Source organism: Anaerostipes sp. AF04-45 (genome assembly GCF_003461725.1).
Classification (GTDB): Bacteria; Bacillota; Clostridia; order Lachnospirales; family Lachnospiraceae; genus Anaerostipes; species Anaerostipes caccae.
This window is the reverse complement of record NZ_QTXQ01000002.1, coordinates 219,022-234,975: the sequence shown is the minus strand read 5'-3', so window position 1 is coordinate 234,975 and position 15,954 is coordinate 219,022. Positions and strand designations below refer to the sequence as shown.

Genomic DNA, 15,954 nt, shown 5'->3' with positions numbered 1-15,954 from the left:
AGCAACGGGAAAATGTAAGAACATGTAAATGAATTGTAAATATTGAAGTTATACTGCAACAGTTCTGAAACTGCTGTGATTTGTATTGTTATTTTATTTTGTCTATTTTATAATCATTAAGACAAGCAACAGCAGTACAGGGAGGTAATATATGCTGATGGAAATTGCGGTAGGAGTGATCATTGTCATTGGAATACTGGGGTTCATCGGATATTCTTATATGATAAAACAGCAGTCAGATGAGGTGCGGAAGCTCTATGAGGATTTTAAAAAAACATACGGAAAAGAATATCAGATTGGCTTCGGCCTGTGTAAAGGTACTGTTTTTAACAAAGAATATATTGTGATCCTTGCTGCAGATAAGGAAAAGAAAGTCGTGGATGCGGTGACGGCGGAAGGCTCCGGCATGGAATGGACCCATGGAACGGCGTCCGAGTATATTGGCATGGATATCGCAAAATACAAAAAAGAGCAGGAAGAAAAGAAAAAACGGCAGACGTTATATCAAAAAAGCGAACCGGAGGTATCACCGAAGGAAAAAGCATTCATCACTGCAGTCAGGAATCTTTGAGTTGGCATGCAGCTCAAAGAAAAAAGCCTGCCTGCTTTGTTTATGAAGGATAGTGTCAGGAAAGGGAGATAGATGGAAGAAATATTGGAACAGAAAAAAGAGAGAGTAATCCTTGTTGGAGTCGCTCTCGGGGATAGTCAGGAAGCGGAGGAATCTCTGGAAGAACTGAAAGAACTTGCAGAGACCGCAGGAGCCGAAGTGGCGGGCTCTATTATACAGGCCAGAGAGCAGATTCACTCGGGGACCTATGTAGGAAAAGGAAAGATCGAGGAGATCCGGGATCTTTTGTTTGAGACAGAGGCAGACGGCATTGTCTGCGACGATGAGCTTTCGCCGGCTCAGCTTGCCAATCTGTCTCAGACCCTGGATATTAAGGTCATGGACCGGACTCTGGTGATCCTTGATATCTTTGCAAAACGTGCACAGACAAAAGAGGGAAAGATCCAGGTGGAATTGGCCCAGCTCCGTTACCGGGCTACAAAGCTTACCGGCAAAGGAGTCAGTCTTTCCAGACTGGGAGGCGGAATCGGCACAAGGGGGCCGGGAGAGAAAAAGCTGGAGATGGACCGGCGGCTGATCCGCACGAGAATTTCACATTTAAAAACAGAACTGGCAGGTGTTATAAAACACAGAGAGGTACAGCGGAAACAGAGACAGAAAAATCACACTCCGGTGGTCTGTATCGTCGGCTACACCAATGCCGGGAAATCCACACTTTTAAATCATTTTACGGACGCGGGTGTCCTGGAGGAAGATCAGCTGTTTGCCACTCTGGATCCGACGACAAAGAGTGTGGAACTGAACAGCGGGCAGACGGTGCTCATGACAGACACGGTAGGATTTATCAGAAAACTGCCGCATCATCTGGTGGACGCGTTTAAAAGTACGCTGGAAGAGGCAAAGTACAGTGACATCATCCTTCACGTAGTGGACTGCTCCAATCCATTTATGGAACAGCAGATGGAAGCGGTCTATGAAACTCTCGGACAGCTGGGAATCAAAGACACACCGGTGATCACGGCCTTTAATAAAATTGACAGGACCGGTAAAAATTCTCTTCTAAAAGATGTCCGCGCAGATGAGACTGTAAAAATATCTGCAAAAGAGGGAACGGGAACTTCAGATCTTCTGAGAGTGATCGAGGATGTGCTGAAAAAGCAGAAAATCTATCTGGAAAAAAAATACGGCTACGATGAAGCCGGAAAGATACAGGCCATCAGAACTCATGGACAGCTTTTGAAAGAAGAATACCGTGAGGATGGAATTTATGTGGAGGCTTATATACCAAAAGAAATACTAGGCATGGTGTAGGAGGATGTATGATTATACAGAAAGTGATCAACAATAATGTAGTCAGCACTTTTGACATGAACAACCACGAAGTCATTTTGATGGGAAAAGGCATAGGATTCCGGAAAAAAGCAGGGGATGAACTCGACAAGACAAAGATCGAGAAAATTTTTACCCTGGATCAGCGGGAAAAAAGTCCTTTTATCCAGGAAGTGCTCGCTATTATCCAGGAGTTTTATGAGATCAGTTTCAATGCAGAGCTGCCGGCCTATCAAAGATTTATTACGCATCTGGAATATCTGGAAAACAGCATTAAATCCGGAGAGTCACATTCTGTGGAAGATGAAGAGGATGATGTGGAATTCTACGAGAGAAACCAGAAAAAATATCCGGAGGCTTATATATGCAGCCAGAAAATTGTCGAGCACATTGAAGGTCATTACGGCTACACCCTGTCCGTAGATGAAAAAATGTACCTGATCATCTATGTAAAACGGCTGATCCTGGAAGCCGGCATCCAATAGGAATTTGTTGTGGTTCCAGTTGACATTTGGACGGGTTTTTGATAAGATTTAGACATTGAATATTGGATTGTGACTGGTAATGCAGGCAAGACCTTTTTGATAGATGTAAGCTGAGATTCGCGCATTTATTAAGGGGTCTTTTTGTTTTTTTCAGCTCAGTCCGTCATTTATTAACTAAAATTTACAGAATGAAGGAGATTTTATTATGGTATCTAAGAAGTTTGTAATTGAAAACGAGCAGGGATTACACATGAGACCAGCAGGAGTTTTAGCAAAGGCAGTAACAAAGTTTGAATCTGATGTCACCATCGTTTTCGAAGACAAGAAGATCAATGCTAAGAGTCTTCTGAACATTATCGGAGCATGTATCAAATGTGGTTCAGAGATTGAACTTGTATGTGAAGGTCCTGATGAGGAAGCAGCTTTAGCGCATGCGACAGAATTAATTGAATCTGGTTTAGGTGAATAATTAATCTCATTTTACAAAGGGGACAGGTGGCATATGTATAAAGGTATTGGAGCATCTGCGGGAATCGGCATCGGAAAAGTTGTTGTGATCAAGGAACAGAGCCTGGATTACAAAAAGGAGACAATCACAGACGCCGAAGCAGAAAAGAAAAGATTAAGCGAAGCGATCGAAGTGTTCATCGATAAGACAGCCAAGATGGTGGAAGCCATGAAGGTGACTGCCGGAGAACAGGAATCTGAGATTTTAGAGGGACATATCCTCATGATTCAGGACCCTGCGATCAAAGAGCAGATCGATGCCAAGATCGATGACGAAAAGATCAATGCGGAAGCTGCCGTCGAGGAAGCATGTGATTTCTTTGCACAGATTTTTGCCATGGCTGAAGATGAATTGACCCAACAGAGAGCATCTGACTTAGGAGATATCAAAACAAGATTAATCAAGATCTTATTAGGGATCGAGGAAGTAGATATCAGTGCTGTTCCGGAAGGAACTGTTCTGGTTGCAGAAGATCTGACTCCGTCTATGACTGCCGGCATTAATCCGGCCAACGTAGAAGGCGTACTGACAGAGATCGGAGGAAAAACATCTCACTCTGCGATTATCTGCCGTTCTATGGAGATTCCTGCGGTACTTAGTGTTGAGAATATCGTTTCCATCGTCAAAGATGGGGATGTTGTCGTATTAGACGGAGCGACAGGAGAAGCCTATGTAAATCCTGAAGATTCTGTTCTGGAAGATTACAAGGCTAAGAAAGCAGCATATCTGGAAGAGAAAGCGGCTCTGTCCAAGTTTATCGGACAGGCGTCACAGACTGCTGACGGACATGTGGTTGAACTGGTTGCCAATATCGGCGGTCCGGATGAGGCTGCAAAAGTTGTGGAGTGTGACGGGGAAGGTGTGGGATTATTCCGTACCGAGTTCTTATTTATGGACCGCGACAGCGTACCTACCGAAGAAGAACAGTTCAAAGCATATAAAACAGTTGTAGAAACTTTGGAAGGAAAACCTGTTATTATCCGTACTCTGGATATCGGAGGAGACAAGGCACTTCCTTACCTCGGATTAGAGACAGAGGAAAACCCGTTTCTTGGCTTCCGTGCAGTGCGTTTCTGCCTGAAACGTCCTGACATTTACAGACCTCAGCTGAGAGCTTTGCTGAGAGCCAGTGCATTCGGAAAGATCCGCATCATGGTTCCGCTTGTAACATGTGTGGACGAACTCCGCGCTGTGAAGGCCCTTCTTGAAGAAATCAAAGGCGAATTAGACGCAGAAGGCATCGCATATAACAAAGACGTAGAAGTCGGCGTTATGATGGAAACTGCCGCTGCAAGCCTAATTGCCGACATTCTCGCAAAAGAAGCCGACTTCTTTAGCATCGGTACCAACGACCTGACAGGATACACGATGGCGGCTGACAGAGGAAACTCTGACGTAGCTTATCTGTACTCAGCATATAATCCGGCAGTGCTCCGTTCTATCAAGAACATTATCGGCGCTGCAAATGCAGAGGGTATCATGGCTGGTATGTGCGGTGAAGCTGCCAGCGATCCGCTGCTCGTACCGGTACTTCTTGCATTCGGGCTGAATGAATTCTCTGTAAGTGCAACTGCGATCCTTGCCACAAGAAAAGTCATGTCCTTATGGACGATGGATGAAGCAAAAGCTTTGGCAGAGGAAGTTATGCAGCTGACAACAGAAGCAGAAGTAAAAGCTTTATTGGAAGAAAGAGCCAGAAGCTAAGGCTTTATAATGTATGATAGACTCTCAGGAGATATGATCTGTATTCGGACATATCTTCTGAGAGTTTTCTTATTTCAGAGGGAAGGTCACAGACTTCCCTCTGAAATAAAAGCGCTCCGCGGGTTGTTCTTTACGGGAACCTGTTTTTTTACTATAATAGATAGTAAGAACTCATTAGAAAAGCTTTGAAGGGAGCATTAATTATGGATCAGAATATAGAGAGAAGACAGTTCGTCTGTCCCAAGTGCGGATGCAATTCCTATGAACACGATCAGTTTCAGGCCACTGGAGGAAACTTTGCAAAGATTTTTGATGTACAGAATAAAAAGTTTATTACGATCAGCTGCACACGCTGCGGATTTACCGAGTTATATAAGAGCCAGACTTCAGAGGGCATGAATATTCTGGACTTTCTCATGGGATGACCGGAAAAGTGCAGGAGAACAAATACAGAGAGATTCAATGTTCCGCGGCCTGCAACCGGGTCCGCGGAAGATTTCCCTATCACTGGGATTTAAATATATACAGGGGCTGTGCCCACCGCTGCCAGTATTGTTTCGCTCTTTATTCCCACCAATATATGGAGTCAGATGATTTCTACCGTGAGATTTTTGTTAAGACGAACATTGCAGAGCGGCTGGAACGCCAGTTAAAAAGCAGGAACTGGGACCATCAGGTCATCAATCTGGGAGGCGTGACAGACAATTACCAGCCGGCAGAGGAGCAGTACAGGATCATGCCGGAGCTTTTAAAGCTTTTGATCCGATTTGAGAATCCGGCTATCATTTCTACAAAATCTGATTTAATATTGAGAGACTATGACCTGATCGATCAGTTATCCAGAGTAGCCTATGTAAATATTGCGGCGACGGTCACCACAATGGACGAAGACATAAGGAGTGTGTTGGAACCGGGAGGGGTTTCTTCCTCACGGAGGTTTGATGTACTCAGTGAATTCCGGAAGACGAATGCGTCCACGGGTGTTCATATGATGCCTGTCATTCCATACATTACAAGCGTCAGGGAGAATCTGGAGGCTGTATTTTCTGAGACGAAACAGAGGGATATCCACTATCTGATCACATCAAATTTAAATTTGAAGGGCCCCACACGTGCAGTGTTTTTCAACTTTGTGAGAGAAGAATTTCCACAGTATGAACATCCTCTGACCAGACTGTTCAGCTACGGCAAAGAATATAAGGAATATAAAAGTGAATTGTTTCAAATGATTTCAGAAGTCCGCACTAAGTATAATGTTAAAGCAGATTTTGGCAGCATCATAAAAGAAAAAAATGCACAGTTTGAGGCAGAGCAGCTGTCATTTTTCTAGGAGGTAATGACTATGGGAGAGATTATGTTGGAATGTTGTGTGGACTCATTCGAGTCTGCCAGGACCGCAAAAGAGGCAGGGGCAAAGAGGCTGGAACTCTGCGGTGACTTGATGATCGGCGGGACCACACCCAGCCCTAAATTATTGGAAATGATCAAGATGCGCCTCGACATCCCGGTCCATGTACTCGTCCGGCCAAGATTCGGAGATTTTTTATACAGTGATGAGGAGTTTTCGCTCATGAGAAGTGAAATTCATCATTTCCGGGAACTTGGGGCAGATGGTGTGGTATTCGGATGCCTTACAAAAGACGGGAGGCTGGATATGAGACGCATGGAAAGCCTGATGCAGAAGACGATGGGGATGTCTGTCACGCTCAACAGAGCATTTGATATGTGTGTAAATCCTTATGAGGCAATGATTCAGGCTATTGAACTGGGCATTGACACCGTACTCACTTCCGGGCAGAAAAACTGCTGTACCGATGGAAAGGAACTGCTGAAGAATCTTTTGGAAGTGGCAGGAAAAGATATCACAGTGATGGTCGGGTCAGGAGTTAACGCAGCTGTGATTGAAGAATTTTTAAGAGAAGCTCCTTTTGAGGCGTTTCACATGTCAGGAAAGAAAACGGTTCAGAGTGAGATGGAATACCGCAAACCGGATGTCAGTATGGGACTGCCGATGATGAGCGAGTATGAGCGCTTCGTTACGGATGCGGAGGAAGTTAAAAAGGCCGCAGCAGTGATAGAAAAGTATCATTCATAATTGGTCCGGTATAATTGTAAGAATTTTGTTATGTTTTTGTCTGCCGGATTTCAGAACTGTCCGCTATGATAGAGATAGTAAAAGAAAGGCGGTGTCAGTTTATGAGCAGACAAGCAGTAAAAAAAGCGACAAATTTCACAACTCTGGTGTTGATCGGAGCGTTGATTATATTTTCGGTTTACGGTTATCAAAAAGGGATTTTTACAAGCAGGGATCAGTTGGAACTGTTTATCCGGCAGAGCAGCTTTTGGGGACCGCTTCTGTTTATTGTGATTCAGATTGCGCAGGTTGTCATAGCGGTGATTCCGGGAGGACTGACCTGTCTGGCAGGAGTCGTCTTTTTCGGACCCTGGTATGGATTTTTATACAGCGCTGTCGGGATTATCATTGGTTCCTGCATTAATTTTTACCTGGCAAGACGATACGGAGAGAAATTCATCAGGCTTTTTGTAAGTGATGAGACATATGAAAAGACAAAGAAAAAGTTTTTGACAGGAAAAAAGTTTGATGTTGTGTTTACAGCGGCGATCCTTCTTCCGTGTGCACCGGATGATGTGCTTTGCATGCTGGCGGGACTAACGGATATGTCCTGGAGAAAGTTTTTAACAATTCTTTTTCTGGGGAGGCCGGTTACGATCGTAGTTTACAGTCTGGGAGGTGCCATGCTCCCGATGCTGCTGCGGTAGGCGTAAAATCAATAAAGATATAAGACAGTGGGCGGGACAGCATCAGGCTGTTCTGCCTTTTATCGCTTTTGTTCTATTGATTCGGGCCATCCGGTAGTATATACTGAAAAAGAAATCAGCCGACGAAGAAAAGATAAAGGAGACAGACGATGGGTTTAAACGAGACGCCGAGAGGAGACAGAATTCATATTGCATTGTTTGGAAGGAGAAATGCAGGAAAATCCAGCATAGTCAACGCATTGACCGGTCAGGAGCTGGCGATTGTTTCAGATGTGAAAGGCACGACCACAGATCCGGTCTTCAAGGCCATGGAACTTCTGCCTCTGGGACCGGTTGTTATGATCGATACCCCCGGCCTGGATGACGAGGGAGAGCTGGGAGAAAAGAGGGTGAAAAAGGCGAAAGAAGTGCTGAGAAAGACAGACATCGCTCTGGTGATCGCGGATGCGGAAACGGGGATTACAGAGTTTGAGCAGGGAATTCTTGATCTGATCAGGGAGAGAAAGCTGCCCTACCTGATCGTATATAACAAGACGGATCTTGCAGGCAGAGTCAGGGCAGAAGATAACGATCATGCCTGCTTTGTCAGCGCGGTAACTAAAGAAGGCATCTTTGGGCTGAAAGAAGCCATAGGAAAGCTTCTCCCAGAAGAAGAACAGCCAAGACAGATCGTGGGCGATCTGATCTCGCCGGGAGACTTTGTAGTTCTTGTCGTGCCTATCGACTCGGCGGCTCCAAAGGGGCGGCTCATACTGCCCCAGCAGCAGACAATCCGGGATATTCTGGAGCACAATGCCTGCTCTGTTGCAGTCAAAGAATCTGAACTGGAGCAGACACTTAAAGATCTGGGGAAAAAGCCGGCTCTGGTTATCACAGACTCTCAGGCATTTGAACAGGTGGCTGCCATCGTACCGGAGGATATTCCTCTGACTTCTTTCTCGATCCTTTTCGCCAGATACAAGGGGGATCTTATGGAGGAAGTGGAGGGGGCAAGGGCCGCCGGGCATCTAAAGGACGGCTCCAGGGTCCTGATCGCGGAAGGCTGCACCCATCACCGCCAGTGCGACGATATCGGAACGGTCAAAATACCCCGATGGCTTACGGAATATACAGGAAAACAGCTCGTTTTTGAAACGTCCAGCGGGAGTGCATTTCCGGAAGACTTAAGCGGCTACGATTTGATCGTCCACTGTGGGGGATGTATGCTGAATCCGAAAGAGATGAAGCACAGAATTGCCTCCTCTGTAAAAGCGGAAGTACCCATTGTAAACTATGGTGTCCTGATTGCCGCCATGAAGGGAATTCTAAACAGGAGTCTTCAGCCTCTCGGACTCTAAAATCCGGAGGGAGTCTTGACCGGAGGCGGGGTTCTTGAGATAATAGACAAGATAACGAAAGAAAGGATTTGAAACAGATGAGTAAAGTTAGAACCAGATTTGCCCCGAGCCCTACGGGAAGAATGCATGTAGGGAATTTAAGAACAGCATTATATGCTTACCTGATCGCAAAACATGAAGGCGGAGATTTTCTGCTCCGCATAGAAGATACAGACCAGGAGCGCCTCGTAGAGGGAGCCGTCGATATTATTTACAATACCCTTGCAAAAGCAGGACTTGTCCATGATGAAGGGCCGGATAAGGACGGCGGATGCGGTCCTTATGTCCAGAGCGAGAGGCAGTCAGCAGGCATCTATATGGATTATGCAAAGAAGCTGATCGACAAGGGAGAGGCTTATTACTGTTTCTGTGACGAGGAGAGGCTTTCCAGCCTGAAGGTAAAATCCGGAGATGTGGTGGTCAGCCATTATGACAAACACTGCCTGAATCTGAGCAGCGAGGAAGTGGAAGAAAAACTGAAAGCCGGTATCCCGTATGTGATTCGTCAGAATAATCCTACCGAGGGCACCACGACGTTCGCAGATGAAATTTACGGTGAAATTACGGTGGAAAATATGGAACTGGACGATATGATCCTGATCAAGTCCGACGGATATCCTACCTATAACTTTGCAAATGTAGTAGATGACCATTTGATGGGAATCACTCATGTGGTCCGGGGAAATGAATATCTGTCATCTACGCCGAAATATAACAGGCTCTATGATGCATTCGGATGGGAGAAACCGGTCTATGTACACTGCCCGCTCATCACGGATGAGGAACACAAGAAGCTGAGCAAACGGAGCGGACATTCTTCTTTCGAGGATCTGCTGGAGGCAGGATATCTGCCGGAGACGATCGTAAACTTCGTGGCTCTGCTCGGATGGAGTCCGGGAGGGGAAAGAGAGATCTTTACGCTGAAAGAACTGGAAGAGGCTTTTGACTATCATCATATGTCCAAGACTCCGGCTGTTTTTGATATGACGAAACTTGCATGGATGAACGGGGAATATATCAAGGCTATGGACGATGAGAGATTCCGGGAGATGGCTATGCCGTATGTGAAGGAAGTGCTCACAAGAGATGTGGATACTGATAAAATCCTCTCTATGGTCAAGACACGGATCGAGCTGTTCACAGAGATTAAGGACCATATTGATTTCTTTGAAAATGTGCCGGAATATGACAGTGCCATGTACCAGCATAAAAAGATGAAGACAACAAGAGAGTCTGCGCTGGAAGTGCTGAAAGAAATCGTGCCGGTATTTGAAGCCCAGGAAGATTTCAGCAACGATGCCCTCTATCAGACACTGATTGGATTTGCAAAGAGCCACGAGGTCAAAAACGGCTATGTCATGTGGCCGGTCCGCACGGCTGTGTCAGGCAAGCAGATGACTCCCGGCGGGGCATCTGAACTTATGGAGATTCTGGGGAAAGAGGAGTCTGTAAAAAGACTTCGTGCGGCTGTTGATAAATTAGAGGCTGAGCTTTCATGACAGAATGGAATGAGGCCCAGACAAAGGCCATCACTCACAAAGACGGCCCAATGATGGTCCTTGCCGGCCCGGGATCCGGGAAAACTACGGTTATCACAGAACGGACAAAATATCTGATCGAACACTGCGGGGTAAACCCCTCCAATATCCTGGTCATCACCTTTACAAAGGCAGCGGCAGCTGAGATGAAGGAACGTTTTTTGAAACTGGCAGGGAGATCCCTGCCAGTTTCTTTCGGTACCTTTCACGCAGTCTTTTTTACAATCTTAAAGCATGCGTACAGCTTTCGGGCGGGGTGTATTCTGCCGGAACATAAAAAGTATGATCTTCTCCGTGAAATTATCATGGACCGGGATCTGGAAACAGGAGACGAACCGGATTTCCTGCGTTCTCTGATCAGTGAGATCAGTCTCGTAAAAGGGCAGCTTCTTTCGATGGACTATTATCACAGCCAAAGCTGTGCGGACAGTGTATTTCAGCTGATTTACAAGCAATACAATGAAAAACTGCGGAAAAACCAGTGGATGGACTTTGATGATATCTTAGTCTATACGTACAGCCTTTTAAAGGAGAGAGAAGACCTGCTTGCTGCCTGGCAGAATAAGTTTCAATATATTCTGATCGACGAATTTCAGGATATCAGCCCGATCCAGTATGAGATCATAAAGATGCTGGCTACGCCCAGAAACAATCTGTTTATTGTGGGAGATGACGACCAGTCGATTTACCGGTTCAGGGGAGCAAAACCGGAGATCATGCTCGGATTCCCCAAAGATTATAAAGATTCCGAGAAGATCCAGCTGGATGTCAACTATCGTTCCAGCCCTGAGATCGTGGAGGCATCCCAGAAAGTGATCCGTGTTAATAAAAAGAGGTTTGACAAAGAGATAAGATCCTGCCGGGACAGAGAAGTTCCAATAGAGCTCAGGACGTTTAAAAATCAGCAGGAAGAATGCACCTATGTGGCAAAAAGGCTCAGGGACGAATACGAAAAGGGCCATCCCTATGAAGAGTCATCGATCTTGGTCAGGACCAACCTGGGAGCCAGGACGATGCTTGGAAAGCTCATGGAATATAACATCCCGTTCACGGTGAAAGATGGGATTCCAAGTCTGTTTGAGCATTGGATCGCAAGAGACATCATAGATTATATGAGGATGGCGCTCGGTGACCGGAGACGGAGCACCTTTTTGAGAATCATGAATAGGCCCAAGCGTTATATCAGCAGAGAATATATAGACCAGCCGGAGATATCCTTTGAGGATTTGAAGGAGAAGACAAGAGACAAGGAATGGCTTTATGATTATATCGATGAGCTGGAGGAAGATCTGAGACTTTTAAAGGATATGACGCCGTTTCTTGCGGTCACCTACATAAGAAAGTCTGTCGGGTACAATGCATTTTTGTCAGAATATGCAAGAATACGAAAACTGAAGGAGGAAGAACTTACCGATGTGCTGGAGGAACTTCAGGAGACTGCCAGAGGATATGACACTTATGAAGAGTGGTTTGATTTCATGAGACGCTATACAGAGGAGCTGAAGGCACAGTCCGAGAGCAGGAATCAGGGGAAACAGGGAGTTGTCATAAGCACGCTTCACAGTGCAAAAGGGCTGGAATACGAGAGAGTGTTTCTCATTGATGTCAATGACGGGGTAATTCCATATAAAAAGGCTGTGAAGACAGAAGAATTGGAGGAAGAGCGGCGGATGTTTTACGTGGGAATGACCAGGGCAAAGAAATATCTGCATGTCTTTTCTGTGGAGAAGATGTATAATAAAGACAGTAAAGTGTCGGATTTTATCCTTCCTTTAGAGGGGAAGAGGAGAAAGCAGCAGAAGGGAGCGCAGTAATATGAAACAGAGGGCAGTACCCAGACCGGGGGATTTTTATAAACATTTCAAAGATAAGCTGTATCAGATTATAACGGTGGCCGAACACTCAGAGACCGGGGAGGCGCTTGTCATTTACCAGGCTTTATACGGGGAATATAAAACCTACGCAAGACCGCTGTCCATGTTTCTGAGCGAAGTGGACCATGACAAGTATCCGGGAGTCAGTGCAAAATACCGGTTTGAACGCGTGGATGTAAAGACGTACCAGAATATTACAGAACTTCACCATATTGGAAATATTTTAGAAAGGCACAGGGAGATACCAAAACCGGAGCCCAAAGAACCGGAACCGCTGCCTGAAAAAGAGCTGCCGAACCCCGGGGAACACCGCCAGGAAAAAGAACAGCAGGATCTTCTGATCCGTTTTCTGGACGCTGAGAGCAATGAGGAACGGCTGGAAATTCTTCGGAGAAATGAAGACAGGATCTCTGAGACAGTACTGGATTCCATCGGCCTTTCCATGGACTTTCCGCTAAGTGGTGATGACCGGGGAAAGAAGCTTCGTGATCTGGAGGGATTTATCAAGACGAAGATGAAGTATGAGAAGACAAGAAGATAAAAAAAGGGAAAGCATGTGTGATATGCTTTCCCTTTCACTATGGCTGCGAAGCTTTTCTGATGATCTGTATCAGTTCTAATCTGTTTTTTTCGACTTTCCGCACTTTGAAATCGAAGGATGCATCCGATGCGGTCTCTCCCTCGGACGGGAGATGGTCCAACAGTTCTATCACGTATCCGCCCACAGAGTCGTAGTCTTCAGACTCGATCTCCGTATCGATCAAATCGTTTAGATCGTCAAGCTTTAAGGAGGCGTTTACGAGATAGGAGCCGTCCTCAAGTTCCTGGAAGCTTTCTGATTCATTGTCGTCGTACTCGTCCCGAATCTCTCCCACCAGTTCTTCTAAAATATCTTCCAGTGTGATCAGACCGGCTGTAATCCCGTATTCGTCCAAAACGATAGAGAAGCTGACATTTTCCTGCTGCATCTGAGCCAACAGGCTGGATATCTTCTGGGTCTCATAGGTGAAAAATGGTTTTCTTAACACGTCTCTGATATGAAAGATTTCTCCGCGGTGAAGTGTGCGGTAGAAATAAATATCCTTTAAATATACGATTCCGATGACCTTGTCCTTTGTCTCCTCATATACCGGCAGACGGGAATACTGTGTAGCCATGAACAGCTCCATTACCTCGTCGTAAGAAGCGTCGGCAGATACAAACGTAATATCGATTCTCGGAATCATAATGTCTTTCGCAATGGAATCTTTAAAATCAAAGACATTATAAATCATTTCTTTTTCATCTTTTTCGATGACACCATCTTCATGGCTGGCGTCAACGATCGTTCTCAGCTCCCGCTCTGTCATGACCTGTTTTGACTGCTTTGCATCGATCCGTAGCAGCATCAGGAGACCTGTGGAGAGCTTATTGATGACGATCACTACCGGGGTCAGGACTTTGGTCACATAATAGATGACAGGTCCGAAGCGGAGTGCAAGGTTTGTATTTTTGATCGTCGCATAAGTCTTCGGAGTGATCTCACCGAAGATCAGGACGAGAATCGTAAGAACACCGGTTGCGATCCCTGCTCCGGCACTTCCGAAAACATCAATGGCTAATGTTGTGGCCAGAGATGTGGCAGAGATATTGACAAGGTTATTTCCGATCAGGATGCTGCTGAGCATGGCTGCCGGGTTTTCGATCAGCTGAAGTACTCTCTTGGCTTGTCTGTTGCCGTCTTCCACTAAAGCGCGGATGGTATGAACGTTGACTGTCGTAAGCGCAGTCTCCGACGACGAGAAAAATGCCGACAGAGCTAGTAAGATAATTAAGATACATAATCTTAATATGACACTGGGGTCCAAATAAAATCCCTCCTAATTAATGTGGTTTATAGTGTGAGTTCTTCACTGCCTCCAGTCGGCTCCGAAGAGACTTCCTGGCAGTAATGAAGAAAAAAGCCGCAGGATGGCACCTCTTAAATAAGCGGGAGCCTTCTCCGGCAGATATTTATTCATTTTACAGATGATTGGGGTGAGGCAATCCATGAGCCCAACGAAAATCATATGTAAAACGTCTGTGGTTACGATAATTTTACTAGCCAAGCGGGGAAGTGTCAAGTTTTGCCTTGAAGGACGTCTCTCTTAAAAGGCGGCTATTTATGCTGATAGTAAAAAATGGCAAGCTGTGTCCGGTCTCTGAGCTCCAGTTTTTCAAGGATGACACTCAGATAATTTCTTATGGTTCCCTCGCTTAAAAACAGACATTCAGAAATTTCTTTATTGCTCATTCCTTTGGCTATGTATTCGATCAGGCGCAGCTCTTTTTCGCTGATGCCGTAGTCAGAATAGGAAAAATGCTGTTTGCTTGATAGCAGATCCGGAATTTTTGAGATGATCTCATTTCCGAAAACGTTCTGACCGTTTTCCACAGCGTGGAGGGCAGGCAGGATGCTCTCGAAGTCCTGTTTCAGGATGTAGCCTTTTGCACCGATATTCAGGGCATCGATGATATATTCATCGTCAGAGAATGTCGTCAGAAACAGGATTTTAGAATCCGGATATTTCCTGCGGATTTCTCTCGCGGCCTCGATGCCGTTCATGCCGCTCATCCGGATATCCATTAACAGAACATCCGGATGATGTAATTCATATAAAGAGACAGCCTCAGCACCGCTTGACCCCAGGGCCTGCACATGAACGTCACCAGATGACTCTAAAATTGTTTTCAAAGAAGCCGACACAAGTTTGTCGTCGTCGACAATAATGATCTTCATGATTTACCTCCCGGCTGATAAGATGCCGTATTGCGCGGAACAGTGATAAATATTTTAAAACCGCGTTCAAATGTAATGTTTATAGTGCCGTGAAAAGATTCGATCCGTTCTTTCATATTGAGAAGGCCCATCCCGGAGGAATAAGATTTCGGCGCCGTGGACCCGTCGTCTTCAAATAACAGCTGATAGAAGGATGGATGTTCCCTCAGTACAAGGCGAATCCGTGCTGCGTCGCTGTGCTTTGAAGCATTTGTAAATGCTTCTTTTATGATTGCGGCAAAGCAGAACTGAAGGTTTTGAGGAGGAGGCTCGGATATATCATATTCCAGATCTACGGTGTACTCCGGATACCCGTGTATGATCTCGGCGACAGAGTCACGAAGACTCACAGATGACTCCTGAAGCCCGTGCACGCTGGTGCGTATGCTGTCCATGGCCGTATTCAAAGTCTTATGCAGTTCGGACAGAGGAGCAGACAGGCTGCTGTCATGATTCAGAGCTTTTAGGGCACCCAGCTGCAGGATCGAGCGGGAAAGCATATGCCCTACGTTGTCATGGATCTCTCTGGCAATTCGATTTCTCTCTTTCAGGGTTGCAAGGTGTACTTCCGTCTCTTGTTTTTCCATCAGATACTGGTTCTTTTTATTCAATAAAAGATTCAGTTCCATACTGTCATCTCTCAGTTTTTTAAACTCCTCCCTCATCTTCTCAAGCTTTTGGGTACGAACGGCCAGAAAAAGAGAAAGCAGCAGACTGAGCATCAAATCGATGCGAAGGAAAAAAGGACGGTCCATGAAAAAAGGCACGGACGCCACAATTAAAATAGCACCGGAGAATTTTTGTCTGGTCCGGGTACAGTTGTAACAAAACAGAGGAAGAAAAATACTGAAAACCGGAAGGAAAAGACAGAGAACTCCGTAGAAACCTGAGACTGCAAAAGACAGTTTTTCTTCATTTTTAAGGGAAAGAAAACAGGAGGCCGTAAAAGCAGTCAAAAAAGCAATGACAGGCATGGTTCCAGACTCCCTTG

General features: G+C 45.6%; 16 protein-coding genes. 13 read left to right on the top strand and 3 right to left on the bottom strand.

Going from position 1 to position 15,954, the window contains the following annotated elements; all coding sequences use genetic code 11:
- Window positions 1-151: 151 nt before the first annotated feature.
- The 13 genes from DWV34_RS04050 to DWV34_RS03990 all read left to right on the top strand — a co-directional run bounded on the left by DWV34_RS04050 (window position 152) and on the right by DWV34_RS03990 (window position 12,707).
- Entirely contained in the window at window positions 152-571 is a 420-nt protein-coding gene (locus DWV34_RS04050; RefSeq protein WP_006568978.1) for a hypothetical protein, read from the top strand.
- 72 nt (window positions 572-643) lie between these two features.
- Window positions 644-1,882 (top strand): GTPase HflX, encoded by a 1,239-nt coding sequence (gene hflX, locus DWV34_RS04045; RefSeq protein WP_009290423.1) that lies wholly within the window; start codon window positions 644-646, stop codon window positions 1,880-1,882.
- Between the two features lie 8 nt (window positions 1,883-1,890).
- A complete protein-coding gene (locus tag DWV34_RS04040) occupies window positions 1,891-2,385 on the top strand; it encodes a CAT RNA binding domain-containing protein (RefSeq protein WP_009290424.1) in 495 nt (164 codons plus the stop codon).
- Window positions 2,386-2,590: 205 nt separating this feature from the next.
- Window positions 2,591-2,854: an HPr family phosphocarrier protein gene (locus DWV34_RS04035; RefSeq protein WP_006568975.1), complete on the top strand. Its 264-nt coding sequence runs from the start codon at window positions 2,591-2,593 to the stop codon at window positions 2,852-2,854.
- Between the two features lie 33 nt (window positions 2,855-2,887).
- Complete coding sequence (ptsP, locus tag DWV34_RS04030) at window positions 2,888-4,597, top strand: phosphoenolpyruvate--protein phosphotransferase (protein ID WP_118475521.1); 1,710 nt, start codon at window positions 2,888-2,890, stop codon at window positions 4,595-4,597.
- Window positions 4,598-4,800: 203 nt separating this feature from the next.
- Window positions 4,801-5,022 carry a zinc ribbon domain-containing protein gene (locus DWV34_RS04025; RefSeq protein ID WP_006568972.1) on the top strand — a complete coding sequence of 74 codons (222 nt, stop codon included), beginning with the start codon at window positions 4,801-4,803 and terminating at the stop codon, window positions 5,020-5,022.
- Between the two features lie 8 nt (window positions 5,023-5,030).
- Window positions 5,031-5,927 (top strand): SPL family radical SAM protein, encoded by an 897-nt coding sequence (locus DWV34_RS04020; RefSeq protein WP_325058593.1) that lies wholly within the window; start codon window positions 5,031-5,033, stop codon window positions 5,925-5,927.
- A gap of 12 nt (window positions 5,928-5,939) precedes the next feature.
- Window positions 5,940-6,692, top strand: a complete 753-nt coding sequence (locus DWV34_RS04015) for a copper homeostasis protein CutC (RefSeq protein ID WP_009290427.1) — start codon at window positions 5,940-5,942, stop codon at window positions 6,690-6,692.
- Window positions 6,693-6,793: 101 nt separating this feature from the next.
- Window positions 6,794-7,378 carry a TVP38/TMEM64 family protein gene (locus tag DWV34_RS04010; protein ID WP_009290428.1) on the top strand — a complete coding sequence of 195 codons (585 nt, stop codon included), beginning with the start codon at window positions 6,794-6,796 and terminating at the stop codon, window positions 7,376-7,378.
- 149 nt (window positions 7,379-7,527) lie between these two features.
- Complete coding sequence (gene hydF, locus DWV34_RS04005) at window positions 7,528-8,715, top strand: [FeFe] hydrogenase H-cluster maturation GTPase HydF (RefSeq protein WP_009290429.1); 1,188 nt, start codon at window positions 7,528-7,530, stop codon at window positions 8,713-8,715.
- Between the two features lie 77 nt (window positions 8,716-8,792).
- Window positions 8,793-10,253, top strand: a complete 1,461-nt coding sequence (gene gltX, locus DWV34_RS04000; RefSeq protein ID WP_009290430.1) for a glutamate--tRNA ligase — start codon at window positions 8,793-8,795, stop codon at window positions 10,251-10,253.
- Complete coding sequence (locus DWV34_RS03995; protein WP_009290431.1) at window positions 10,250-12,106, top strand: ATP-dependent helicase; 1,857 nt, start codon at window positions 10,250-10,252, stop codon at window positions 12,104-12,106. The genes gltX and DWV34_RS03995 overlap by 4 nt, the downstream gene beginning before the upstream one ends.
- 1 nt (window position 12,107) lies before the next feature.
- The gene (locus tag DWV34_RS03990) at window positions 12,108-12,707 is read left to right on the top strand and encodes a DUF1653 domain-containing protein (protein ID WP_118475519.1); all 600 of its coding nucleotides are present in this window, start codon (window positions 12,108-12,110) and stop codon (window positions 12,705-12,707) included.
- A 37-nt stretch (window positions 12,708-12,744) separates the two neighbouring features.
- On the opposite strand, the gene DWV34_RS03985 is transcribed toward DWV34_RS03990, so the two are convergent.
- The 3 genes from DWV34_RS03985 to DWV34_RS03975 form a co-directional block, all read right to left on the bottom strand.
- The gene (locus tag DWV34_RS03985; RefSeq protein WP_039947100.1) at window positions 12,745-14,013 is read right to left on the bottom strand and encodes an HlyC/CorC family transporter; all 1,269 of its coding nucleotides are present in this window, start codon (window positions 14,011-14,013) and stop codon (window positions 12,745-12,747) included.
- Window positions 14,014-14,303: 290 nt separating this feature from the next.
- Complete coding sequence (locus DWV34_RS03980) at window positions 14,304-14,924, bottom strand: response regulator transcription factor (protein ID WP_006568962.1); 621 nt, start codon at window positions 14,922-14,924, stop codon at window positions 14,304-14,306.
- A complete protein-coding gene (locus DWV34_RS03975; protein ID WP_243000811.1) occupies window positions 14,921-15,937 on the bottom strand; it encodes a sensor histidine kinase in 1,017 nt (338 codons plus the stop codon). The genes DWV34_RS03980 and DWV34_RS03975 overlap by 4 nt, the downstream gene beginning before the upstream one ends.
- Window positions 15,938-15,954: the final 17 nt, after the last annotated feature.